The organism is Micromonospora sp. NBC_01405 (genome assembly GCF_045040155.1).
Taxonomy (GTDB): Bacteria; Actinomycetota; Actinomycetes; order Mycobacteriales; family Micromonosporaceae; genus Micromonospora.
The window spans coordinates 6,219,467-6,242,929 of record NZ_CP109532.1 but is presented as its reverse complement, the minus strand read 5'-3'; the positions used below and the strand labels follow the sequence as shown (position 1 = coordinate 6,242,929).

General features: G+C 75.3%; 21 protein-coding genes. 13 read left to right on the top strand and 8 right to left on the bottom strand.

Annotated features, from left to right (window positions below):
• The first annotated feature begins 259 nt into the window (after positions 1-259).
• Positions 260-2,764 (top strand): glycoside hydrolase family 3 C-terminal domain-containing protein, encoded by a 2,505-nt coding sequence (locus OG559_RS26915; protein ID WP_405108636.1) that lies wholly within the window; start codon positions 260-262, stop codon positions 2,762-2,764.
• Positions 2,765-2,801: 37 nt separating this feature from the next.
• Complete coding sequence (locus tag OG559_RS26910; RefSeq protein ID WP_405108633.1) at positions 2,802-3,821, top strand: LacI family DNA-binding transcriptional regulator; 1,020 nt, start codon at positions 2,802-2,804, stop codon at positions 3,819-3,821.
• Positions 3,822-3,921: 100 nt separating this feature from the next.
• Here OG559_RS26910 and OG559_RS26905 read toward each other — a convergent pair whose 3' ends face one another.
• The 3 genes from OG559_RS26905 to OG559_RS26895 form a co-directional block, all read right to left on the bottom strand.
• Entirely contained in the window at positions 3,922-4,503 is a 582-nt protein-coding gene (locus OG559_RS26905) for a GerMN domain-containing protein (RefSeq protein ID WP_405116995.1), read from the bottom strand.
• Between the two features lie 86 nt (positions 4,504-4,589).
• Complete coding sequence (locus OG559_RS26900; protein WP_405108631.1) at positions 4,590-5,969, bottom strand: sensor histidine kinase; 1,380 nt, start codon at positions 5,967-5,969, stop codon at positions 4,590-4,592.
• Positions 5,966-6,652: a response regulator transcription factor gene (locus OG559_RS26895; RefSeq protein ID WP_396672600.1), complete on the bottom strand. Its 687-nt coding sequence runs from the start codon at positions 6,650-6,652 to the stop codon at positions 5,966-5,968. The genes OG559_RS26900 and OG559_RS26895 overlap by 4 nt, the downstream gene beginning before the upstream one ends.
• Before the next feature lie 152 nt (positions 6,653-6,804).
• Between OG559_RS26895 and OG559_RS26890 the strand changes: the two genes are divergently transcribed.
• The 9 genes from OG559_RS26890 to OG559_RS26850 all read left to right on the top strand — a co-directional run bounded on the left by OG559_RS26890 (position 6,805) and on the right by OG559_RS26850 (position 14,280).
• Positions 6,805-7,251 carry an STAS domain-containing protein gene (locus OG559_RS26890; protein WP_396672601.1) on the top strand — a complete coding sequence of 149 codons (447 nt, stop codon included), beginning with the start codon at positions 6,805-6,807 and terminating at the stop codon, positions 7,249-7,251.
• Between the two features lie 31 nt (positions 7,252-7,282).
• Positions 7,283-7,552: a GlsB/YeaQ/YmgE family stress response membrane protein gene (locus tag OG559_RS26885; protein WP_405108627.1), complete on the top strand. Its 270-nt coding sequence runs from the start codon at positions 7,283-7,285 to the stop codon at positions 7,550-7,552.
• Between the two features lie 38 nt (positions 7,553-7,590).
• Entirely contained in the window at positions 7,591-7,890 is a 300-nt protein-coding gene (locus OG559_RS26880; protein WP_405108624.1) for a BON domain-containing protein, read from the top strand.
• Positions 7,891-8,499: 609 nt separating this feature from the next.
• On the top strand, positions 8,500-9,567 hold the full coding sequence (locus OG559_RS26875; protein ID WP_405108621.1) for a hypothetical protein: 1,068 nt from the start codon (positions 8,500-8,502) through the stop codon (positions 9,565-9,567).
• Between the two features lies 1 nt (position 9,568).
• Complete coding sequence (locus tag OG559_RS26870; protein ID WP_405108619.1) at positions 9,569-10,609, top strand: ABC transporter substrate-binding protein; 1,041 nt, start codon at positions 9,569-9,571, stop codon at positions 10,607-10,609.
• A gap of 2 nt (positions 10,610-10,611) precedes the next feature.
• Entirely contained in the window at positions 10,612-11,496 is an 885-nt protein-coding gene (locus OG559_RS26865) for an ABC transporter permease (RefSeq protein ID WP_405108616.1), read from the top strand.
• On the top strand, positions 11,493-12,284 hold the full coding sequence (locus tag OG559_RS26860; protein WP_405108613.1) for an ABC transporter ATP-binding protein: 792 nt from the start codon (positions 11,493-11,495) through the stop codon (positions 12,282-12,284). The genes OG559_RS26865 and OG559_RS26860 overlap by 4 nt, the downstream gene beginning before the upstream one ends.
• Complete coding sequence (locus tag OG559_RS26855; protein WP_405108610.1) at positions 12,281-13,192, top strand: ABC transporter substrate-binding protein; 912 nt, start codon at positions 12,281-12,283, stop codon at positions 13,190-13,192. Before OG559_RS26860 ends, OG559_RS26855 begins: the two co-directional genes overlap by 4 nt.
• A 5-nt stretch (positions 13,193-13,197) precedes the next feature.
• On the top strand, positions 13,198-14,280 hold the full coding sequence (locus OG559_RS26850; protein WP_405108608.1) for an LLM class flavin-dependent oxidoreductase: 1,083 nt from the start codon (positions 13,198-13,200) through the stop codon (positions 14,278-14,280).
• A gap of 78 nt (positions 14,281-14,358) precedes the next feature.
• Here OG559_RS26850 and OG559_RS26845 read toward each other — a convergent pair whose 3' ends face one another.
• The 4 genes from OG559_RS26845 to OG559_RS26830 form a co-directional block, all read right to left on the bottom strand.
• Complete coding sequence (locus tag OG559_RS26845) at positions 14,359-14,895, bottom strand: flavin reductase family protein (RefSeq protein WP_405108605.1); 537 nt, start codon at positions 14,893-14,895, stop codon at positions 14,359-14,361.
• A 281-nt stretch (positions 14,896-15,176) separates the two neighbouring features.
• On the bottom strand, positions 15,177-15,527 hold the full coding sequence (locus OG559_RS26840) for a hypothetical protein (protein ID WP_405108602.1): 351 nt from the start codon (positions 15,525-15,527) through the stop codon (positions 15,177-15,179).
• Positions 15,528-15,543: 16 nt separating this feature from the next.
• Positions 15,544-16,218: an ABC transporter ATP-binding protein gene (locus tag OG559_RS26835; RefSeq protein ID WP_405108599.1), complete on the bottom strand. Its 675-nt coding sequence runs from the start codon at positions 16,216-16,218 to the stop codon at positions 15,544-15,546.
• An 11-nt stretch (positions 16,219-16,229) separates the two neighbouring features.
• Positions 16,230-18,188 carry a hypothetical protein gene (locus tag OG559_RS26830; RefSeq protein WP_405108596.1) on the bottom strand — a complete coding sequence of 653 codons (1,959 nt, stop codon included), beginning with the start codon at positions 18,186-18,188 and terminating at the stop codon, positions 16,230-16,232.
• Positions 18,189-18,424: 236 nt separating this feature from the next.
• Here OG559_RS26830 and OG559_RS26825 point away from each other — a divergent pair, with 236 nt between their 5' ends.
• Positions 18,425-19,285: a sensor histidine kinase gene (locus OG559_RS26825; RefSeq protein WP_405108593.1), complete on the top strand. Its 861-nt coding sequence runs from the start codon at positions 18,425-18,427 to the stop codon at positions 19,283-19,285.
• A gap of 17 nt (positions 19,286-19,302) precedes the next feature.
• Positions 19,303-19,992 (top strand): response regulator, encoded by a 690-nt coding sequence (locus OG559_RS26820; protein WP_405116993.1) that lies wholly within the window; start codon positions 19,303-19,305, stop codon positions 19,990-19,992.
• A 30-nt stretch (positions 19,993-20,022) separates the two neighbouring features.
• Here OG559_RS26820 and OG559_RS26815 read toward each other — a convergent pair whose 3' ends face one another.
• Positions 20,023-23,361 carry a hypothetical protein gene (locus OG559_RS26815; RefSeq protein WP_405108590.1) on the bottom strand — a complete coding sequence of 1,113 codons (3,339 nt, stop codon included), beginning with the start codon at positions 23,359-23,361 and terminating at the stop codon, positions 20,023-20,025.
• Between the last annotated feature and the right edge of the window lie 102 nt (positions 23,362-23,463).

The following is a 23,463-nucleotide window of genomic DNA, read 5'->3' as shown; positions in this document are numbered from 1 at the left end:
CAGGGCGAGACTCGCCGGCGACCGCGATCCACGGCCGCCGGCCCTTGACCGCGTCGCCCCGATGGTGCCAACCTCGGAGCAGCCAGTCCCGTCCGGGTAGCCGGGGCGGCTTGTTTTCCGCAGGTTGTCGAAGCGCTTCGCCGCGTCCGGGTCGACAGCCGCACACCACCACCGTGATGTCGCTCGTCACGACGGCCGTCGAAGCGCTTCGACCTGCCGACCGGGCGACCGCCTACCCATGGAAGGTATCCGATCCGCCATGACCGACAGCATCGGCCGGACCTCCGGCCCGTCCCCCGACGCACGCGTCGACGGCCTGCTGGCCCGGCTCACCCTGCCCGAGAAGATCGGGCTGCTGCACCAGTGGCAGGCGCCGGTCGAGCGGCTCGGCCTGCGGCCGTTGCGCACCGGCACCGAAGCGCTGCACGGGGTGGCGTGGCTCGGGACGGCCACGGTCTTCCCCCAGGTGATCGGGCTGGCCAGCAGCTGGAACGCCGAACTGGTGCGGGCCGTCGGCGCCGCCGTCGGCGACGAGGTGCGCGCCAAGCACCACGCCGACCCCGGCCGGGTCGGCCTCAACGTCTGGGCGCCCGTGGTCAACCCGCTGCGCGACCCCCGCTGGGGACGCAACGAGGAGGGCTGGTCGGAGGACCCGGGACTGACCGGGCGGCTCGCCACCGCGTACGCCACCGGCCTGCGCGGCGGGCACCCGGACCGGCTGCGCACCGCGCCGACGCTCAAGCACTTCCTGGGCTACAACAACGAGACCGACCGGGCCACCACCTCCAGCGACCTGCCGCCGCGGGTGTTGCACGAGTACGAGCTACCGGCGTTCCGGGCGCCGCTGGCCGCCGGCGCGGCGGTCGCCGTGATGGCCTCGTACAACCTGGTCAACGGCGTGCCCGCGCACCTGAGCCCGCTGATCGCGGCCGAGCTGCGCCGGATGGCCCCCGACGAGATCATGGTGGTCGGCGACGCCGGGGCCGCCACCAACATCGCCGGCGCGCAGGCCCACCTGCCGGACCACGTCAGCGGGTTCGCCGCCGCCCTGCGCGCCGGCATCGACAGCTTCACCGAGGACGACACCGACACCCGGCCCACGGTCGAGCGGCTCACCGAGGCGCTGGCGCGTGGCCTGATCACCGCCGCCGACGTGGACCGGGCGGCGCGGCGCGTCCTGTCCGTCCGGTCCCGCCTCGGCGACCTGGACCCGCCGGAGTCCGACCCGTGGGCGGGGGTGTCCCCGGACGTGGTGGACTGCCCGGCGCACCGGGAACTCGCCCGCGAGGCCGCCCGGCAGTCGGTGGTGCTGCTGCGCAACGACGGGCTGCTCCCCCTGGCCCCGACGCCCGGTCTGCGCCTCGCCGTGCTCGGTCCGCTGGCCGACGCGGTGCACACGGACTGGTACAGCGGCACCCTGCCGTACGCCGTCACGCTGCGCGCGGCCCTGACCGGGCCGGTGGGCGAGGTGACCACCCACAGCGGGGCGGACCGGATCGCGCTGCGCGCCGGCGGCCGGTACGTGCGCGCGACGGCCGACGACGACGGCGGCCCGCTCGCCGCCGACGCGCCGAGCGCGACCGAGGACACCTGGTTCGACGTCTTCGACTGGGGCGCGGAGGCGGTGGCGCTGCGCGCCGTAGCCAACGGCCGGCACGTCGGGGCCGACGACGACGGCGACCTCGTCAACGACCGCCCCGGGCCGGGCGGCTGGGTGGTCCGGGAGACCTTCCGGTTCGCGCCGGGCCCCGACGGCACGGTGCTGCTGCGTCACCTCGCCACCGACCGGTACGTTGCCGTCGGGCCGGACGGGCGGCTGCGCGTCGACGCCGCCGACCCGGACGCGGCCACCCCGTTCGCCGTGGAGCTGCTCGTCGACGGCGCAGCCCGGGCCGCCGAGCTGGCCGCCGCCGCCGACGTGGCGGTCGTGGCCCTCGGTAACCACCCGATGGTCAACGGGCGGGAGACCGAGGACCGGGTCGACCTGGCGCTGCCGGCCGGGCAGGAGGCCCTGCTGCGCGCCGTGCACGCCGCCAACCCCCGGACCGTGCTCGCCCTGACCAGCAGCTACCCGTACGCGATCGGCTGGGCCGACGCCCACCTGCCGGCGGTGCTGTGGTCCGCGCACGGCGGCCAGGAACACGGGGCGGGGCTGGCCTCGGTGCTGCTCGGCGACGCCGAGCCGGGCGGCCGGCTCACCCAGACCTGGTACGCCGACGCCGCGGACCTGCCCAACCTGCTCGACTACGACATCATCGGCTCCGACGCCACCTACCTCTACCACCGGGGCGAGCCGCTGTACCCCTTCGGCCACGGGCTGAGCTACACCCGGTTCGACTACGCTGACCTCCGGTTCAGCGCGACGTCGGTGACCGCCGACGGGGAGGTCGAAGTGAGCGTCGAGGTCACCAACAGCGGCACCCGCGTCGGCGAGGAGATCGTCCAGCTCTACACCCGGCAGCGCCGGTCCCGGGTCAAGCAGCCCCTGCGCCAGCTTCGGGACCACGCCCGGATCACCCTCGCCCCGGGCGAGCGGCGGGTGGTCCGGCTGCGCCTGCGCGCCACCGAGCTGGGCTGGTGGGACGACTCGCTCGGCGGGCACGTGGTGGAGGACGCCCCGCACAGTGTGCTGGTCGGGCGGTCCGTGGGCGACATCCGACTGGTCGGCACCATCTCCGTTCGGGGCACGGCCGGCGGGCCGGTGCGGGCGGCCGACGGCGCGGGGGCGGCCAGGGAGGCCTCCGGTGCCGGCCGGGTCCGGTGAGCGGGCCGGGCCTCGCCCGGCGACGGCGGTGCGCCCGGTGAAGTCCCCTGACCTGGTCACCATCGCCGACGTCGCCCGGCACGCCGGTGTCGCGGTCAGCACGGTGTCGTACGTGCTCAGCGGCAAGCGGGCCATCTCCGAGGTGACCCGCACCCGGGTGCGGGCCAGCATCCGGGTGCTCGGCTACCACCCGAACGCCGGGGCGCGCGCCCTGGCCAGCCGACGGGCCAACGTCGTCGCGCTGGTGCTGCCGCTGCGCTCCGGGATGCAGGTGCCGGTGGTGATGCAGTTCGCCATGGCGGTGGTGACCACCGCCCGCACCGTCGACCACGACGTCCTGCTGGTCACCTCCGACGAGGGCCCCGCCGGGCTGAGCCGCATCGCGGCCAGCGCGATGGTCGACGGGGTCCTGCTGATGGACGTGGAGATGCACGACTCCCGGGTGCCGCTGCTGCGGGAACTGGGGCGGCCGAGCGTGCTGATCGGCTTCCCCGCCGACGCCACGGGGCTGACCTGCGTCGACCTGGACTTCCACCGGGCCGGTCAGGTCTGCGTCGAGCACCTGGCTGGGCTGGGCCACCGGCGGATCGCCCTGCTCGGCGCCCCCGCCGCCGTCTACGACCGGGGCACCGGATTCGCGCACCGGACCAGGGCCGGCGTCGTCGACGCCGCCGCGCGGCTGGGCGTGGACGCCGTGGTCCGCCCCTGCGAGGAGGGCACGGCGGCCGTCCGCCGGGAACTGGTCGAGCTGCTGGAGCGGTGGCCCGACCTGTCCGGGCTGGTCGTGCAGAACGAGGCGGCCGTCGGCCCCGTGCTGGCCACGCTGCCCACCCTGGGCCGGCGGGTGCCCGAGGACGTGTCGGTCGTCGGGATCTGTCCCGACCAGTTCGCCGAGCAGGCCAGCCCACGGCTCACCTCGGTGCCCGTGCCCGCCGAGGAGGTCGGCCAGCAGGCCGTGTCGCTGCTCATGCGCAAGGTGCACGGCGAGCCGGTGCCGGACGCCACCCTGCTGGAGCCCCGGCTGACCGTACGCGACAGCACCGCACCGCACCGCTGACCCGGCGGCGGGGCACGGGACGCGCGCGGCGGCGGGCCGGGCCTCACGGGTGAGCATGACCGCCCCGACCGCAGCGTGGTCAGCGGACGGCGGACGGCGGTCAGCGGACGGCGGTGAGGGCGGTGTAGTCGGCGGCCGTCAGCGGCTGGGCGGAGAGCGAGCCGTCCGCCCGGGGCACCCCGAGGGGGCGGCCGTCGCGCAGGAACGACACGGTGGTGACGTCGTCCCGGGCGTCGAGGGTGCAGACGATCTGCCCGAACGCCAGGACCTCGTCGCTGCGGCCGGTCTCGTCGCCGGTCTGGCCGACCGCCACCCGCGCCTGGCCGCCCGCGACGTCCGCGACGACGGCGCTCATCGCCCCAGGCAGCGCGCTGGTCAGCCCGGCGTCCCGCTCGACGACGGTGGGGCCGGCGAGCAGGTCGCGCAGCTGGGCGTCGACGTCGGGCGCGCGGTCGACACGGCGCGGCACCGGCACCAGCCGGTCGTCCCGGACGAAGCACAGCGTCTCGGTGACCCGGCCGGTCGGGGCGGTGCTGCCGGCCGTCGCCGGGGACGGGAACGGCCCGGGCGGGACCCCGACCACCCTGGGCCGATCCTCGGCGGGCACCCCGCAGGCGGACGCCAGGACGAGCAGGCCGGCCAGGACGGCCGGGGCGACGACGCGCCGGGCGCGGCTCGGCAGGCCGACGCGAGCGCCGGTGCGGCCGGTTCCCCCGGCCTGGCCGCCGCCCACGGCGGGCGCTGCGGCGGGCGCTGCGGCGCGGCCCGTCACGGCAGGCTCCCGGGCAGGGTGACGTGGAACCGGGCGCCCCCGCCGGGGCGGTCGAGCACGCCGGCCCGCCCGCCGTGCGCGGTGGCGTGCTGGGCTACCAGGGCCAGGCCGAGGCCGGTGCCGTCGCCGGTGCCCCGGGCGTGGGCGGCCCGGCCACGCACGAAGCGGTCGAAGATGGCCTCCTGGTCCTCCACCGGCACCCCGGGGCCGTCGTCGTCGACCTCGATCACACCGGCGTCGCCGTCGCGCGACAGGCGCACCGCGACCGGGCCGGCCCCGTAGCGGGCCGCGTTGTCGAGCAGGTTCACCAGCACCTGCGCGACGCGCCGCTGCTCCACCCGCCACGTCCGCGGCGTGCCGGACGTCAGTAGCACCAGCGAGGCCGGGAGGTCCCGCTCGATGCAGGCCCGCCGCGCCAGCTCCGCCACGTCGACCGGGGCGCGGTGGGCGGGCTGGTCGCTGCGCGCCAGGTCGATGAGATCGTTGACCAGCCGCTGAAAGCGGTCGATCTCGTCGGCGACGAGACCGGCGGCGGTGGCGGTGCGCTCGTCGTGGTGCTCCCGCCGCCGTTGCAGGACGCTGGCCGCCGCGGCGAGGGTCTGCAACGGCGAGCGCAGCTCGTGGCTGACGTCGGCGGCGAACCGGCGGTCCCGTTCGATCCGGCGGGCCAACTGGTCGACCATGTGGTTGAACGAGGTGGACAGCCGGGTGAGGTCGGGGTCGGTGGCCGGGTCGAGGCGGGCGGTCAGCTCACCGGCGGCGATCTTCTCCGCGGCGTTGGCGACCGCGGTCAGCGGACGCAGGCCGTGCCGGGTGGCGTACCAGCCCAGCGCCGCGCCGGAGCCGGCCACCATGATGGCCACGGCGGTCAGCGTCAGGGCCAGCGCCTGGAACGTCCGCTCCAGCTCCCCCAGCGAGTTGACCTCGTAGTAGGTCGCCGAGCCGGACAGCGGCACCCCCACCAGCAGGGCGGCCTGCCCGTCGACGCGGACCCGCTGCACGGCCGGTTGCCCCGCGCCGACGAGCCGTTGCAGCTCCTCCGGGACGGCGGCGGTGAGCCCGACGTCGGCGGTGCGGCCGTGCCAGTCGCCGTCGAGGTTCAGCAGCGCCCGCCGGCTGCCGCCGGTGTCCAGCGAGCGCAGCACCTCCACCACGTCCGGGTCGTCGGTGTCCAGGCCGTTGCGCACCACGGCGGCGTCGAAGTACGCGGCCCGCACCGCGGTGCGCTCCCGCTCGTCCATCAGGGACCGGCGGGTCAGCTCGTACGAGACCAGGGCCATCGAGGCGGCCAGCAGCAACGCCCCGGCGGCGAACGCCGCGGTGACCCGGGCGCGCAGGCCGAGGCGACGCCGCGCGGGCGGGCGGGGGCCCGTCATCGTTGCAGCTTGTAGCCGAGCCCGCGCAGGGTCACCAGATGCTCGGGGTTGGCCGGGTCCGGCTCGATCTTCTGCCGCAGCCGGCCGACGTGCACGTCGACCAGCCGCTCGTCGCCGGTGTCGTACCCCCAGACCCGTTGCAGCAGTTGCTGGCGGGACAGCACCCGGCCGGCGTGCTCGGCCAGCTCGCACAGCAGCCGGAACTCGGTGCGGGTCACCGGCACGCGGTGCCCGGCCCGGCGCACCTCCCCCGCCTCGGGGCTGACCTCCAGGTCACCGAAGGCCAGCACCGGCACCTGCTCGGCCACGGCCGGGACGACGGCACGGGCGCGGCGGCGCAGGGCGCGCAGCCGGGCGGTCAGCTCCTTGATCGCCACGGGCTTGACGACGTAGTCGTCGGCGCCGGCCTCCAGGGCGGCCACGATGTCGTGGGTGTCGTCGCGGGCGCTGACCACCACGATCGGCACGTCGTCGTCGCGGCGTAGCTGGCGGATGCACTCGAAGCCGTCCAGGCCCGGCAGCATCAGGTCGACCAGGACGTAGTCGGCCGGGTCCCGGCGCTGTGCGCGCAGCCCCTCCTCGGCCGTGGCAGCGCCGTGGGCGTCGTAGCCCTCGTCCTCCAGCGCGAGCAGCAGCGCCAGCCGGATGCGGTCGTCGTCCTCGATCACCAGTACGGACGTCATATCGGAATCATCCCCAAGGCCATCCGCCGACGGCCAACCGTGTCCCGCGTATGGCGGATTTGTCACGCAACTGTCACACGTCCGCGTGGTGCCCGCCAAGCCCGGCCGGCACGGTGGTGGGCGTCCAGGTCCGCGAGGAAAGGGGTACGGCCGTGACGACGCCGCTGGCACGCCGGGAGTGCACGATTCCCCTGGTCGAGGTGGCCGTGACCGAGTTCGACCTGGCCTGCCTGTCCACGACCGGCGCCGTCTTCGACCGACTGCTGGCCCTGCGCCCCGCCCAGGTCGTGGTCGACCTGTCCGACTGCCGGCACATCGACGCCGCCGCGATCGGGCTGCTGCTCGACGTGCACCGGCGGCTCACCCGCGCCGACGGGGTGCTCACCGTACGCGACCCGAACCCCCGGATCTGGCGCATCCTGCAGTCCGCCCGCCTGGACCAGGTCCTGCCGATCGTCGCCGGCCGGACGCCGGACGCCGACCGGCCCGACCGGTCCCCCGCGCCGGGGCCCCACCGGGCGGGGCCGACGCCCGCCGGCCGGGCGGCCGTACCGGTGCGGGGACTGCCCGACGGGACGTCGGCCGGCGTGGCGCGGTGAGCCTCCGCACCCTCGTCACCCAGGAGCAACCGTGACCGTCGCCGGGCTCGTCAGCGCCCTTCTCGTCGGGCTCGCCGTCGGGGCCCTCGGCCGGCTCGTCGTCCCCGGCCGGCAGACCGCGCCGCTCTGGCTCACCCTGGTCGTCGGCGTGGTCGCCGCCCTGCTCGGCACCATCCTCGCCCGCCTCGTCGGCGTGGCCGGGGCCGGCTTCGGGTTCCAGGACCTGCTCGTGCAGATCGGGTTGGCCGGGGTCGGCGTCGTCCTGGTGGCGGCCACCGCCGGCCGCTCCGACTCCGCCTAGACACGCCGACACCGCACACCGAGAAGGGACCATCCCCCGTGGTCATCCCCTGGCCGTCGCCCGACGACCACTCCTGGGCCGCAGAGCCCGACAGGCCCGGGCCGGCGGACGAGGACATCCGGCTCGCCGCCGCCGTCGCCCGGCTGCTCGGCGACGCCCCGACCGTCCGCCACCAGTCGGTCACGGTCAGCGTGCAGAACCGGGTCGTCATCCTCACCGGGATCGTCGCCGATCCGCAGGCCCGGCGGGCCGCCGGAGAGCTGGCCTGGGATGTCCCCGACGTCGTCGACGTCTGCAACGCCCTGCGGCTGGCCGAGCCGCGCCGTCCGCGCCGGTGACCACAAGCCCTCGCGCCGCCACCCGGCCCCGCCGGAGTGACCCGGCCGGGGCGTAACCGCAGGGCCCGCAGCGCCCGCACCAGCGCTGCGGGCCCCGTGGTGACGTCGCGCCCCCGGGGTGGCCAGTTTCCCCCCGTGCGGGCCGCCGGGAAGAAACGGCGTCGGGTCGGGCGCCGCACCGGATCCGGGCCCGCCCACGAACCGCCGGCCGCGACGTGAGTTACCGCATGGTGGAAGCGTCTTGCCTTTCCCGCCGCGCCCGTGTCACGCTCCTCCGCAGCAATTCCTATAAGTTCCGTAGGGTTAGTCGGGAAATCAGGGAGGTGTGGCGCCAATGACGCGTGAGTCGTCGGCCACGGCCGCCCTCCCCGCCGCCTTCCGCGGGCCCGCGCTGACCACCCGGCGGTACATCGACCACGGGCTGTTCGGCAGCTGTCGCTGTCGCTGACGCCACAGCCACCCTCCCGCTGCGCCCCGTCGCCCCGAACCCGCGCGCACCCCGACCCGGCACGCCGTCGGCCCGCGCGCTCCCGCCGCGCGCCCCGACCGCCGACCCGGTGGCCGTCCCGCGCGTGATCCACGCCTGCCTGCCAGAACCGGAGACCAGCCATGTCCACTGCCCCGGCCGCCGTCCGCCTCGACGAGCTGTGGTTCACCCGCTGCCCGGTGCCCACCGCCACCGGGATCGCCGCCGACCGGGGCACCCTCGGCGCCGAGTTCGCCGCCGACGGAATCCGGGTGCGGTCCTTCCAGGACGACCGCGGGAGAGGGCCCGACGAACGGCACTTCACCCACGAGCACCGCACCCTGATCCGGGAGGGCGGCAACGTCCCGGCGCTGTGGGCCCGCTCCCGCGGCGCGGACACCCGGCTGATCGGCCTGACCTGGATCGAGGAGCGCCAGGTGATCCTGATCCGGCCCGGCGACGGTCCCCGCTCCCCCGCCGAGCTGCGCGGCCGGCGGCTCGCGGTGCCCCGGCACCCGATCGCCATCGACTTCTGGGCGGCGATGGCACTGCGCGGGTTCGCCGGGGCGCTCGGCGTCGCCGGGCTGCGGCTGGCCGACGCCCGCCCGGTGGACGTGCCGGCGGGCCCGGAGCACCCCGGGCAGTGGGCGGCGGAGCTGGCCGCGCTCGTCCGTGGCGACGTCGACGCCGTCTACGCCAAGGGCGCCCTCGCGGTCGAGTCGGCACGCCGGCACGGCGTCGAGGTCGGCATCGAGCTGGACGACGAACCCGACCTGCGGAGCCGGATCAACAACGGCACGCCCCGGCCGGTCACCGTGGCCGGCTGGCTGCTGGAGCACCGGCCCGACGTGGTCGACCGGTTCCTCGCCGTGCTGGTCGAGGCCGCCGGCTGGGCCGCCGCCCACCCCGCCGACGTCGGCCGGATCCTGTCCGCCGAGACCGGCGCCGGCACGGCGGGGGTGGCCGGGGCGTACCGCGTCGGCCAGCACCTCGGCCTGCAGCTCGACCTGTCCGAGGAGCGGCTCGACCTGCTCGCCGCGCAGGAGCACTTCCTGCGCGCACACGACTTCCTCGCCGCGCCCGTGGACGTGCGCGGCTGGGCCGACCCCGAACCGCTGCGGCGCGCCCACGAACTGGCCGCCCACCGCCGGCAGAACCCCGCACCGGCCGGGAGCGCCGCTCCCTCGCCGACGGATCGCACAGGAGAATAAGATGAGCACAGCACCGACACCTCGCCGTACCCGCCGGCGGTTCCTGACCGTCGCCACCGCCGCCGGCCTGGTCGCCGCCCTGGTGGGCGCCGCCGGCTGCGGCATGTCCGGCGAGCCGGCCGACGCCGCCGGTGGACGCACGATCGAGGTACGCATCCCCGACCCGGGCAACGCGGGCGTGCTCGCCCTGGGCAAGAAGGACGGATCGCTCGACGCGGCGCTGGGCGCGGTCGGCGCCCGGGTGGCGTGGACCGGCAGCTCCGGCCCGTTCGCCCCGGCGGCGCAGGCGATCAACGCCGGCCAGCTCGACGTCGCCCTCGGCTCGATCACCTCGGCCGTCGGCGCGCTCGCCGGAAGCCCCGGCTTCACCCTGTTCGCCGCAGCCCAGCCCGACCCGGTCGGCGAGGGCATCCTGGTCAGGGGCGACTCCCCGATCCGCGGCGTGGCCGACCTCGCCGGGCGGAAGGTGGCCGTCAACAAGGGCGGCACCGGCGAGTACCTGTTGCTGCGGGCGCTGGCCACCGCGAACGTGCCCGCCGACCGGGTGGAACGGGTGTACCTGCGCCCCGACCAGTCCGCTCCGGCGTTCGAGTCCGGCCAGGTGGACGCCTGGGCGAGCTGGAGCACGTACGTGGTGTCCGCGCTCGCCGGTGGCGCCCGGCTGCTGGTCGACGGCCGCACGCTCGGCTCGGACAACGCCACCGTGTGGGCGGTGCGCAGCGCGTTCGCCACCGAGCACCCGGAGGTGGTCCGGGCGCTGTACGCGTACCTGCGGGACAAGGGGGCCGCGTCCCAGGCGGACCCGGCGCCGTTCGTGAACGTCTTCACCGACGCCGGCCCGCAGTCCGTGAGCGGCCGGGCCCGGGAGATCACCATCGACTTCGCCCGGCGGAGTTCGCCGGTCGAGCCGATCGGCGCCGACCTGCTGGCCCGCTTCGACACGGTGGCCCGGTTCTTCGTCGACGCCGGGGTGACCCCGAAGAAGGTGGACGTCGCCGCGCACGTGCTGGACGTGGCGAAGCTGCCGGCGGGTGGGGCGTGACCGTGACCACGGCACCCACCGCGCCCGGTCGGGCCGGCGCCGCCCGGCCCCACCCCGACGCCACCGGGGCCGCCCGGGCCGCCGGGCTGGTCGAGCCGCCGGTGCGCCGCGGCCGCGAGCGGCCCCGGTGGGCCGCCACCGCCCTGCGGGCGCTCGGCCCGGTCGCGCTGCTGCTCGCCTGGTACGCCGCCTCGGCGACCGGCCTGCTCAAGCCGTCGCTGCTCGCCTCCCCCGGCCAGGTGCTGCGGGCGGTCGGCGAGCTGTGGGGCAACGGCCAACTCCCCGACGCGCTCACCACCTCGCTGACCCGCTCGGCGTTGGGGCTGACCTGCGGCCTGGCCGCCGGGCTGGTGCTCGGCGTGACCACCGGGCTGACCCGGCTCGGCGACGAGCTGATCGACTCGACCGTGCAGGTGCTGCGCACGGTGCCGTTCCTCGCCCTGGTGCCGCTGTTCATGGTCTGGTTCGGCATCACCGAGAGCGCCAAGATCATTCTGATCGCCGTCGCCACCACCTTCCCGATGTACGTCAACGCGGCCAGCGGCGTGCGCACCGTGGACCCGAAGACGGTCGAGGCGATGCGATCGTTCGGGATGGGCCGCTGGCGGCTGGTCCGGGAGGTCGTCCTCCCCGGCGCCCTGCCCGCGCTGCTCGTCGGCCTACGGCTGTCGATGACCCTCAGCGTCATCGCGCTGATCGCCGCCGAGGAGATCAATGCCACCGCCGGCATCGGGTACCTGATGACCCAGGCGCAGAACTACGCCCGCACCGACATCCTGGCGCTCTGCATCATCATCTACGGCCTGCTGGGGCTCACCGCCGACGCCGCCGTGCGCGCCCTGGAGTGGCTGCTCATGCCGTGGCGGCGGGCGGGGCGGACCCGGTGAGCGCCGGCGTGGCCACCCCGGCCGTCACGGGGACCGGAGCCGGGCCGACCCCGGCGATCCACGTCCGCGGGCTGCGGCGGGCCTTCGGCGACCGGGCCGTCCTCGACGGCCTCGACCTGGACGTGCCCAGGGGCGAGTTCCTCGCGCTGCTCGGCGCGAGCGGCACCGGCAAGACCACCCTGCTGCGCATCCTCGGCGCGCTGGACCGCCCCGACGGCGGCACCGTGCTGGTGCCCCGGCGGCGCACCATCGTGTTCCAGGAGCCCCGGCTGGTGCCCAACAAGCGGGTGCTGGCCAACGTCACGGTCGCCATGCCGCGCGGCGAGACCACCCGCGCGGTCGGCCTGCGGGCCCTGGCCGAGGTCGGCCTCGCCGGCCACGCCCGGGCCTGGCCGGCGACCCTGTCCGGCGGCGAGGCGCAGCGGGTGGCGCTGGCCCGGGCACTGGTCCGCGAGCCGGAGCTGCTGCTGCTGGACGAGCCCTTCGCCGCCCTCGACGCGCTGACCCGGCTGCGCATGCAGGACCTGGTCGGCGAGCTGTGCGCCGCGCACCGCCCGGCCGTCCTGCTGGTCACCCACGACGTCGACGAGGCGATCCGGCTCGCCGACCGGGTCGCGGTGCTGCGCGGCGGCGTGCTGGTCCGCGACGAGCGGGTCACCGTGCCCCGGCCCCGCGACGTCGCCGATCCGGCCTTCCGCGCCCTACGCGACCGGCTCCTCGTCGACCTGGGTGTCCGCCGCCCCGGCGCGGGGGCCGACCCGACCATTCGAGAAGGAGAACTGACATGAGCATCACCATCGGAGTGCACCGCAGCAACCCGTCGCTGTACCACCTGGCCCGGCTCGGCCTGGCCGAGCGGGCGCTCGCGCCGCTGGGCGAGACGGTGGCCTGGCACTACTACGCCGACGGCACGAACACCGCCCGGCTGCTCGCCGAGGGCGTCATCGACCTCGGCGGCACCGGCTCCACCCCGCCGTTGACCGGGCAGGCACAGGGCCACGACATCGTGTACGTCGCGGTGTCCGCCCCGCGCCCCGAGCACGGCGCGCTGCTGGTCGCCGCCGACGGTCCGGTCCGGACGGTGGCCGACCTCGCCGGCGGGACCGTGGTGTTCGGGGTCGGGTCGTGGCAGACCCACCTGCTGGCCAAGGCGCTGCACGACGCCGGGCTGTCCTACGCCGACATCGTGGCGCGGCGGCCCGCCGACGACCCGACCGTGCCGGCGGAGCGCCTGGCGGCCGGGGAGATCGCCGGCTGGGTCGCCCAGGAGGCCGAGCTGGCCGCGGCCCGCCGCGCCGGAGGCGTACGCGTCCTGGTGGAGACCGGGTCGGTGATCTCGGACCGGTCGGTCTTCTTCACCCGGCGGGACCTCGCGCAGCAGCGGCCGGAGGTGGTCGCGGCGCTCGTCGGCGCGCTCCAGCGGGCCGACGACTGGGTGGCCGCCCACCTGGACGAGGCCGCCGCCCACGCCGCCACCGAGCTGGGCGGCGAGGCGGCCGACTGGCACACCGCGCTGGCCGGGCTGCCCTGGCGGCTGGAGAGCATCCCCGACGCCTTCGTCGCCGAGCAGCAGGAGGCGGCGGACATCTTCGTCGCGGCCGGCTACCTCGACCGGCCGATCACCGTGGCCGACGCCCTGCTGCCGGCGCTCACCCCGCTGGTCGACGCGGCACTCGCCCCGGCGGGCGCGCGGTGAGCGGCGTGGGCACCGAGGTCCTGTGGTACATCATCCCCCGGGAGGGACGCTACCCGTGGGAGCCGGCCGGTCGGCGGCCGGTCGACCTGGGCTACCTGCAACACCTGGCCGCCGCCGTGGACCGGCTCGGCTACACCGGGGCGCTGCTGGCCACCGACCAGTACGACGTGTGGCCGCTGGGCAGCGCCCTGGCGGCGGCGACCAGCCCGGCGTTCAAGCCGCTGCTGGCGGTGCACCCCGGGCTGATCTCCCCGACCCTGCTGGCGAAGTCCGCGCTCACCTTCGACCACCTGTTCGGCCCGCGCCTGCGGTTCAACGTGGTCAACGGCTCCACCGACACGCTGCGCCGCTACGGCCTGCACCTGGAACACGACGAGCGCTACCGGCTCAGCGCCGAGTACTGGCAGGTGGTCCGGCGACTCACCGCCGGGGAGGTGTTCGACCACAAGGGCGAGTTCTACGACCTGCCGGGCGCCGGGGCGGACCTGCGGGACCTGCCGCCGGTGCAGAAGGGCGGCATCCCGCTGTGGTTCGGCGGCTCCTCGCCGGCCGGCATCGAGATGGCCGCCGAGCACGTCGACGTGTACCTGACCTGGGGCGAACCGCCCGCCCAGCTCGCCGAGAAGCTGGACCGGGTGCGCGAGCGGGCCTCCGCCCACGGGCGCACCCTACGGCTCGGGCTGCGGCTGCACCTGATCGTCCGGGACACCGAGGACGAGGCATGGGCCGCCGCCGACCACCTGCTCGACGTCACCAGCCGCGAGACGTACGCCCGGCAGCTCACCGCACACGGCGAGGACGCCGGGGTGGGCTGGCAGCGGCAGTTCCGCCAGCACGGCGGGCGGGTGCCGGCGAGGGCCCGGGAGCTGGAGACGTACCCCAACCTGTGGCCGGGGATGGGGCTGTTCCGGCCCGGCCCGGGCACCGCCGTGGTGGGCAGCACCCACCAGGTCGTCGAGCGGCTGGAGGAGTTCCGGTCCCTCGGCGTGGACACCTTCATCCTCTCCGGCAACCCGCTGCTCGAGGAGGCGTACCGGGTGGCGGAGACCGTGCTGCCCGCGCTGGGGATCCGACCCGACCGGTCGTGACCCCGGGCGTCACCCGCCCGGCCGGGCGGGGCGCTCACGACGGCCACCCCAGGTGCGTGCGGCGGGGTTGGCGGCGGGTCAGGCCACGCCGGCCCGGTCCGCCGGCGGGTCCAGGCCGGCGTAGCCGCCCCGGTGGTACAGCAGCGGCGTGCCCACGTCGGCGTGCCGCAGCAGCTCCGGCTCGGCGAGCACGATCGCGTGGTCGCCGACGGTCACCCGGTCCACCACCCGGCAGAGCAGCCACGCCAGGACGCCGTCGAGGATCGGCACCCCCTGCGGCCCCGGACGCCATTGCGTCGGGCCGGCAAACCGGTCGACGCCGCTCGTGGCGAACGTCCGGGCCAGCTCCCGCTGGCCGTGGGCGAGCAGGTGCACCGCGACGTGGCGGGACCGGGACACCGTGGGCCAGCTCGACGAGGCGAGGTTGAGGCAGAACGACACGATCGGCGGCTCCAGCGACACCGAGGTGAACGAGGTCGCGGTGAAGCCGACCGGCGGGGTGCCCGGGGCCGTCACCACGGTCACGGTGCTGGCCTGGTGACGCAGGATCGCGCGCAGCGAGGTGCTGTCCGCGTCGACGGGCAGCTCCGGTTGCGCGGGGGTGGACAGGGCCATGTGCACCTCCGGTCGTCGCTATTCCGGGACGGTACCGGCGGTCGCCGAGCGGCGCTGACCGGCGGTCGGCGGGGACCGGCTCACCCGCGGTCGGGTGCCGGACAGCACCGAGGACGCCTGCCGAGCCGTCGATGGTCACGACTCATCTGAAGGCGCTCTTCTGACCTGGGACGGACCGCCGGAGGGAAGGATGAGCGGAGCAGTTTCTTCCCAGACCAATCCACCGTCGCCGCCAGATTCCCGGCCTCGTCGGCGTTGCGGGCCGACAGCGTGTCGTCCGGCTATCTCTCGACGAGGTGCACCGGAACACCGAACCCGTCGCGGCGCGCGAGTAGGCTGCTGATCGCCTCACGCTCCGACTTCGATCCGTAGGTCACCTGGATCAGCGCACGGTCCTGGCCCTTGGGGCACGGCGAGCCCACCTCGACCGAGATTTCCTTGCCCAGCGCCGCGATGTCGGTGGCGAGGGACTCGCTTCTGGTCAACGCCGCGCTGGCCTCGGCGGCGGTCGGCAGTTCCTGGCAAGGCGGGTGGGTGTCGGTCGACGTTGCGAACACGCCGCCGAGAGCCACGGCCGCGCCGATGGCAACCACCGCGACGGCGCCAATCGCGATCTTGGATAGCAGTGACATGGCAGGTCCTTCCGCCCTAGCAGGACTGATCGACGGATAGCGCAACAGTTCGTCCGCTCCCGATTTCGTGGCGTGCAGCGCAGGCCTCGATCATCTCGGAGTCGTGCGTGGACACGACGACCGTGCGGCCGTCGGCGGCGAACTCCGCAAACAGCGCGATGATCTTCCGCCGGTTGGCGGCGTCGAGCGACGCGGTGGGCTCGTCGACGAACACGATCGCGGCTCGCTTGTAGATGGCGCGGGCCAGCGCGAGCCGCTGCTTCTCACCGCCACTGAGGTGACTGGCCGCCTCATCCTGCCGGCCCGCCAGCCCGGTCTGATCGAGAACCTGCGCCAGCCGCTTCCCGTCGCCGGTGGCCCGCCTGCCCAGCGGGCTGGACCGCATCGTGACGTTGAAGGCAACCGACTCCTCGTCCATGATCCCGTAGTCCTGCAGGACGAATGCAGCGTGGTCACGCCAGAAGCGGCGACGTGCCGCCGAGCCGTACCTGGTGACGTTCCTCCCATCGATCAGGATGCGGCCCCGGTCGACCGGGAGCAGCAGCCCGAGGCAGTGCAGCAGCGTGGTCTTCCCTGATCCGCTCGGGCCCACGAGGGCGGTCATCGTCCCGGGCTCGCAACGTACGGACTCACCGTCGAGCACCGGCCGCCCACCGATCGCCACGGAAACGGCCTCGGCCTCAATCAGCATTGGAACTCCCATCAGATTCGACGCCTGCTGACGCCGGAGAAACACCGGTTCGCGGCCCACAGATGGCTCAGCGGGACGACGAACATCCCGAACATCGCGGCCACCAGCAGGGCCCCCATGGAGTCGGGTCTCTGGACCAGCGCCAGGAGGGACACGAGCGCCGCGCCAGCCAGCAACTCCCTGGACACCCGGCTCTGCAGGATCCGCGCCCACGGCCGGCCGGACAGCCGCAACGGAAGATCGCGCTTCGCGTGCAGCAGGGCGGTGATCAGCGCGCTGATCGCGGTCGCGACCGTGAAGGCGACGACCAGGGCGGTGAGCGCGAGATTCATCAGCCAGACCACGTACGCCATGAACTGCGCCCGAAGGATCCCTTCCTCCGCGACGTAGACCACACTCAGGTCGCCCCTGATCCCCCGGCCGCTCAGGGTCTCGGCGGAGAGGCCTTCGCGCTCGATCATCGCCTGGGTGGCCGCCACACCGGTGAACAGGATGTTCCTCGTCGAGACCATCGATGTCAGGTTCGAATCATCGAACGTCTGATGCAGGGAGGGCATGACGGCGACGAGGACATCGTCGAGGAAGCTCAGACTCCCGCCGCCACCCTGGGCGACGGGCATCCGGAACCCGCCGGCGGGCCGCAGGTATCCGAACCCCGACAGGATCTCTCCCCCGGCACGTCGGCTTCTCGACCACAGCGAGAACGTCTCGCCGAACTCCCGGGAAAGCATGCCGCTCACCCGCTCGTACGGCACCGGCGTGAGCGCGTCCGGCGGCGCGTTCGTCGTCATCAGGTCGAGCCACCGCTGGTTCACGAAGGCGATCGCCGAGTAGTCGCCGAGATCGCCTTCCCATGTCTCGTCGGAGAAGGTGTACGAGTACGCGACCGCCCCGGCCGATTCGCCGTCCCTGACCAGGTTTCCGATCCGGGGTTCGAGACTGGTCATCTCGTCATCGCCCATCCCGAACTGGACCGCGACCTGATCCGCGAGGTTCTTCCACTGCGCCATCTCAGCGGCCGTGGCGGACGAGCTGCGGTACGCCGACCAGGCCGGCCCGGCCGTGCCCACCACCAGCAGGAACGTCAGCGCCTGGACGACCACGGCCGCCGAGCGAAGGCTCCTCACCGCGGGCTGCCGGGTGGCGAGCATGGTGGCGCTCGGCCAGGCGGAGGCCGACATGACCAGGGCAACGAGCAGTGACACGGCGATGACCGCGACCTCCACGCCGGCCAGCGCCTTGACGAAGACGCCGACGTACAGCCAGCCACGGGCCAGGCCCACACAGGCGGCGGCCGCGAGGGTGACAGCGCCCGCCGGAACGAGCAGCGCGGCCGCGAACCCGCCCAGGTCCTGTGCCTGAATGCGCCACGTGGGGCAGCCCGCGAGCACCCGGAGCGCGCGGCTGCGCGCCTTCATCGACAGCCAGAACAACGCCAGCGCCGCGATGAGGGCGAACGCGGCCAGGACGGCCGCGGCGAAGCCGCCCTCCCGCATGGCGAACCAGAGACTGTCGGTCACGGACGCGTCGACGCGGGTCACCCGTACGCCCGCGCTGCTCAACCGACTCTCCACCTCGGCGAGCCGGGCCGCGTCCCCGGTGACCAGGTAGGAGCCGTCGGGCGACGAGTTGGCCAGCCGGTCCCTGCCGACGACCCTTCCCGCGTCGGCGCCGCTGAACCAGCGGAACGTCGCGGGCAGGCTCCCGTCGTTGAGGGTCACGAAGATCCGCTCGTCGCCGTCGTCAACCAGGCCCGGGGCGATCCTGACCAGTCCCAGGTTCCAGTCGGCATCCATCTGCGTCAGTGCCGCAAACGCGTCCCGGTCGCTGAACTGCGACTCGCCGAAGTCCAGGCCCAGCCTGCTCTGCGCGCTCAGGGCCTGGGGAAAGTCCCGGTCGTGCAGATCGGTGACGATCACCGCCACCAGCGCCAGCAGGGTGAACAACGTTCCCGCGACCGCCATTGTCACGCGCCTATACAACGACCCTCCCGGGCGATCTCCGGACACCGTGGCGGAGGTGATGCCACCCGCCGTACCCAGACAACCAGGTGGAACGCGCCGGAACATCGGGCCGTGGGCGGCATCGGAGGTCACTCGTCGGCCCTGGGTCCGTCAGACCGTGGTCCGATGCGGGTGCCCGGGAGGCACGAGCCCGCGCTTCGCACCCCAACGCCACGGAGCCTGGGAACGGTAGGCTGCGCGGCATGACCGAGAGCCGGCATCGCTCCCTTCGATCATGGTTGCTGCTGTCGGCCGGTGCGCTGCTCGTCGTGATGACGGCCATCCTCGCGCTCGGGCTCACCTGGCCGTTCGTCACCGTCCTACTGCTCGGCTTCGCGGCGGTCTCCGTCTGGGCGATCGCCCGGCTGCTGGTCGAGCGTGCCGAGCACGAGACGGTGATGGCGCGCCGCGACATCACCGAGGCGGTGCTCGCGGAGCGCCTGCGCCTAGCCCGCGACCTGCACGACATCGTCTCCCAGGGCCTGGGCATGATCACCGTGCGGGCTGCCGCCGCAGCGCACCTGCACGCCCGCAAGCCGGACGATGAAGCGCTGCTGGCCGCCATCGAGGACGTGGAGGCCATCAGCCGGAAGGCGACGGTCGAGCTGCGCCGCATGCTGGACGCGCTGCGGGAGGCCGACGACCGGCCCGCCCGCCACCCCACGGAGACCCTGGCGTCCCTGCCGGAGATCATCGAGGGCGCCCGCCGGGCCGGCCTGCACGTGGAGTTGACCCAGGAAGAGCTCGGCTCGGTGTCCCCCGGCGCCCAGGTGGCGATCTGCCGGATCGTCCGCGAAGGGCTGGCCAACAGCGCGCGTTACGCTGGCTCGACCACGGTCGACGTCCGTCTGGCGCGGACCCCGGCGGCAGTCAGCGTGACCATCGACGACGGCGGGCCGAACCGGGGCTGGGCCGTCCGGCCAGGCGCCGGGCACGGCCTCATCGGGCTGCGGGAACGGGTGAACAGCCTGGGTGGGACCCTGACGGCGGAGCCGCGCGCAACGGAGCACGGGGATCGTGCGGGGTTCCGTCTCGAGGCCATCATTCCCGAGGGAGCGGTGTGAACGGATCCAACCGGCCCCTGCGGGTCGTTCTCGTCGACGACGAACCCCTGCTCCGGCGGAGCCTCGCGATGATCATCGACGCCGAGCCCGGTCTCGCTGTGGTCGGAGAGGCCGGCGACGGGATGGAGGCAATCGCCGTGGCCGAGGCGACCGTGCCCGACGTGGTGCTCATGGACGTCAGGATGCCGCGGCTCGACGGCATCGAGGCGACCCGGGGCATCTGCCGGCTGCCGGGGCTCGGGCACACCCGAGTGCTGGTACTCAGCATGTTCGACCTCGACGAGCACGTCTTCCACGCACTCCGCGCCGGAGCCAGTGGCTTCCTGCTGAAGGACAGCCGGCCCGCCGATCTGCTCGACGCCATCAGGCGTACGCACGACGGCGAATCGCTCTTCGCCCCGTCGATCCTGGCGCGCTTGGTCGAGCACTACGTCTGCAAGCAGCACACCGGCCCTGCCGGCCCCGCGCAATCCCTGCTCGACCAGCTGACCGCCCGGGAGGCCGAGGTGCTCGGCCTCATCGGGCAGGGTCTGTCCAACCACGAAATCGCCGGGCATCTCACCATCGCCGTCAAGACCGTCAAGTCCCACGTCTCACACCTGCTGAACAAACTCGGGGCCCGCGACCGGGTGCAACTCGTGATCGCCGCGTACAACGGTGGCCTTGTGAATCCCGTGCCCGCCCCCGTACGTGACCGGCGGCCGTAACACCGTGACCCGGTCCGTCACCGGCCCGGGTCACCTTGACATGGACAGGGCGAGGGCGGCGTCGCGGACGTCGGCGACCGGGTGCCCGCGCAGCGTCCGCAGCAGGTCCCGCCACGGCGTCGACCACCCGTACGACTCCCCGGCCCGGGTCAGCGCCAGCGCGAAAAGCCCGGCCGCGTCGCCTCGGGCGGCCAGTTCCCGGGCCGCCGCCAGCAGCAGCCCGGCATCCACGGAGGCGGCGGCCCGGCGTACCCGGTCGGCGAGGGCGTCGGCCAGCCGGGCGGCCAGCGCCGGGCGGCCGGCGGCCAGCTCGAACAGCTCGGTCAGCTCGGCCACGAGCTGCTGGGGGGTGCGCCCGTCGAGGCGCACCAGGGCGGTCAGCAGCCCGGCCGCCCCGGCCACGAACCCCGGGTGCCGGGCCAGGTTGCGGGCGGCGTCCCGGGCCGGGTCGCGGTCGGCGTCGACGCCGGCGCGCTGCGTCCACACCCGCACGGTCCACAGGATCGCGTCGATCCGGCGGCGGGCCGGCCGGTCCCGCTCCGGCCCGCCCGGGTCGTCGTCGGCCGCGTCGAGGGCCACCAGCCGGCGCAGGGCGGCGTCGAGCGCGGCCCGCTCGGGGCGGTGCGGCAGGTCCAGCAGCGCGCGCAGCAGCATCGACCGGGCCGGCCAGCCGGCGTGCGCGTCGAGGTCGGTCAGCGCGGCGACGACCAGGTCGGTGACGTCGGGCGCCCAGCGGGCCCACTGCGCCAGCCGGATCAGCGCCGCCTGGAAGACCACCCCGTCACCGCTGCGGCAGGCGGTGACGACCAGGCCGGCGTACCGGGGTCGGTGCGGCTCCGGAACCTCGTGCGTCCCGGCGGCCAGCACGGTCAGGGTGTCCTCCCGGCCGCCGCCGACGGCCAGGTCGAGCACCGCCCAGCTCTGCGGCGTGTGCAGCCGCTGCCGGGCGGCGGCGGTGACCGCAGCCCGGACGTCGCGGTGCTGGCCGGGCTGCTGCCACACCTGCAACAGCAGCGGCACCGCCTCGGGCGGCCCGTGCCGGCCGAGCAGCCGGACGGCCTCCTTGCGGCTGGTCACCCTGCCCCGGCCGAGGGCGACGCCGGCGAGCCGGGGCAGCAGCGCGGAGGGGGCGACGAACCGGGCGGCCCGGCCGGCGGCGTACATCGCCACCCGGGCCCGGTCGTCGTCGGCGTGCGCGAGCAGCGTGGTCAGGGCCTCCTCGGGCCGGTCGGTCCAGGGCAGCGCGCCGAGGGCCGCCTCGGCGAGGGTGACGTTCGCGGAGTCGACGTAGCGCAGCACCAGGTCGCGGCCGGCGTCGGGGACCCGCGCCGCGCGGGCGAGCGCGGCGGCCCGGGCGTGCATCGGCTGGCCCGCGTCGCGGGTCAGCCGGGCCTGGAGGTCGACGTACGCCCGCCGGTGCCGGGGCAGCCAGCGGTCGACGTGCCACGGATGCCCGGGCACCCAGCGCGGCCCGGCCGGCAGGAACGCTCCGCGCGGCGGCGGGCCGAGCAGCACCCGGTCGAGCAGGTCGGTGCGCCGCCCGCAGACCGTCCGCCACACCGTCTCGAACGTGATCACCGACGGGTCTGCGGCGAGCAGGAGGGCGACCCGCTCGCCGCGCGGCGCCGGGTCCGCCAGCCACAGGTCGGCGGCGGTCCGGACGACCGAAGAGACGTTGCCCGGGCCGGTGGCCCGGTACAGCAGCTCTTGGAGCGCGGGCAGCCGCCACGCCCGGCGTCCCAGCGCGCGGGTGACGGCGAACAGGGCGGTGAACTCGCCGCGCGCCATCCCGGCGGTGATCCAGGGCAGGAGCCGGTCGAGGACGACCTGCTCCTGCCCCCGGCGCAGGCCGTGGTCGAGCCGGCCCAGCGGGGGCAGGTGGTGCCCGCCGAGGAGTGCGTCGAGGGTGTCCAGCGCCCAGCCCAGCAGCTCCGGTTCGTCGACGTGGTGGCGCAGCACCCCACAGGCCAGTTCGCCCAGCGCGGACAGCGTGCGGGTGGACGCGTCTCGGGCGTGGGTGGCGTCGGTGACCAGCGCGGCCAGCACGGGCCGCGAGTCGGCGCGCAGCGGCCGGGCCATGGTCGCCAGGGTGGCCAGCGCCGCCGAACGGACCGGGTCCTGCTCGTTGCGCAGCCCGACGAGCCGGGCCACGGCCTCGGCCACCGCCGCCGGGTCGCCGCTGCGCCGCGCGGCGGTGAGCAGCAGCTCGTACGCCGTCGCCCGGTCCCCCGCGTCGGCGGCGCGCAGGGCGGGCACCAGCGCCGCGGACGCCTCCGGCCAGGGCAGCTCGGCGCTCCACGCCCGCACGGCGGCCTCGTCGGCACGGACCCGCTCCAGGGTGAGCACCCGGCGGGCCTCCCGTTCCCGCCAGCGCCGGGGCAGCACCGCCATGACCGCCGAAGACGGGATCGCGGCGGCCGTCTCGACGTCGGCGAGCGCGGCGTCGTACAGGGTGCCGCGCGCCGCCGGGGGCAGCGCGTCCAGCAGCGCCGCGAGGCGGGCGTCGTCGGCGCGCAGCCGCCGGGCGAGCGTGACCAGGTCCGCCGGCGACAGCGCGGCGAGGCGGCGCAGCAACGCCGGGGGCAGGGTGGCCCGGGCCAGCCACCCGGCGCGGGCCGGGTCGGTCAGCAGCGCGAGCACCCGGGCCGGGGACGCCGCGGCGAGCACGCCGTAGCGGGTGAGGTCGCCGGGCAGCCCGTCGGCCGGGGCGTGGCGTTCGAGCAGGGTGAGCACCCGCTCCGGGTGGCCGACCGCCGTGCCGAGCAGCGCGCCCGCGCGGGCCGCCCACCAGCGGGAGCGTTCCGAGCCGTCGAGGCCGGGCAGCGTCGCCTCGGCGTGGTCGAGCAGGACCCCGGCGTGCCAGCCGACCAGGGCCGCCCCGCCGCCGAGAGCGTGGTCGAGCAGGGGCAGCAGCCGGCGTACCGTGTCGGGGCCACAGGCGGGCAGCAGCGCGACCGCCTCGGCGTCGCCGAACCGGTCGCGGACCGCGTCGACGAGCCGGTCGGCGACCTCCGGGCGACGCAGCGACCGCAGCGACCGGTAGACCAGCCGGCGCAGGTCGGCCGGGGCGTCGGCGAGCAGGGGGCGCAGGCCGTCGGCGGTGAGCAGGCAGACACGGACCGCGACGGCCCGGATCGCCGCGTGCGGGTCGTCGAGGGCGGCGGCCATCCCGGCCCGGTCGCCGACGACCTGGGCCGCGGTCACGGCGAGGAACCGGTGGTACGTCGACCCGGCCCGCAGGTCCGCGAGCACCCCGTCCAGCCGGCCGGCGGCGGCGAGGGCCCGGGCCCGGGCGGCGAGGGTCGTCATCCGCTCCCGGTACGGCAGTTCGTCGAGGTCGTCGAGCAGGGCGGCGGTGTGGCGCGACATCGCGCCATTGTGCCCGGCGACGGGCCCGGCGGCCGACTCGTTTTGCGGGGCTGTGACGGTGCTCCCACGAGCACTTCACCCGGGTGGCGTGCTCGTCGGGGA

Bases quoted from the DNA above. Each gene is read 5' to 3' on its own strand.
- OG559_RS26825 (WP_405108593.1), top strand. From the start codon at position 18,425: ATGACCGAGAGCCGGCATCGCTCCCTTCGATCATGGTTGCTGCTGTCG.
- OG559_RS26870 (WP_405108619.1), top strand. From the start codon at position 9,569: ATGAGCACAGCACCGACACCTCGCCGTACCCGCCGGCGGTTCCTGACC.
- OG559_RS26815 (WP_405108590.1), bottom strand. From the start codon at position 23,361: ATGTCGCGCCACACCGCCGCCCTGCTCGACGACCTCGACGAACTGCCG.
- OG559_RS26855 (WP_405108610.1), top strand. From the start codon at position 12,281: ATGAGCATCACCATCGGAGTGCACCGCAGCAACCCGTCGCTGTACCAC.
- OG559_RS26895 (WP_396672600.1), bottom strand. From the start codon at position 6,652: ATGACGTCCGTACTGGTGATCGAGGACGACGACCGCATCCGGCTGGCG.
- OG559_RS26900 (WP_405108631.1), bottom strand. From the start codon at position 5,969: ATGACGGGCCCCCGCCCGCCCGCGCGGCGTCGCCTCGGCCTGCGCGCC.
- OG559_RS26835 (WP_405108599.1), bottom strand. From the start codon at position 16,218: ATGCTGATTGAGGCCGAGGCCGTTTCCGTGGCGATCGGTGGGCGGCCG.
- OG559_RS26915 (WP_405108636.1), top strand. From the start codon at position 260: ATGACCGACAGCATCGGCCGGACCTCCGGCCCGTCCCCCGACGCACGC.
- OG559_RS26845 (WP_405108605.1), bottom strand. From the start codon at position 14,895: ATGGCCCTGTCCACCCCCGCGCAACCGGAGCTGCCCGTCGACGCGGAC.
- OG559_RS26840 (WP_405108602.1), bottom strand. From the start codon at position 15,527: ATGTCACTGCTATCCAAGATCGCGATTGGCGCCGTCGCGGTGGTTGCC.
- OG559_RS26875 (WP_405108621.1), top strand. From the start codon at position 8,500: ATGTCCACTGCCCCGGCCGCCGTCCGCCTCGACGAGCTGTGGTTCACC.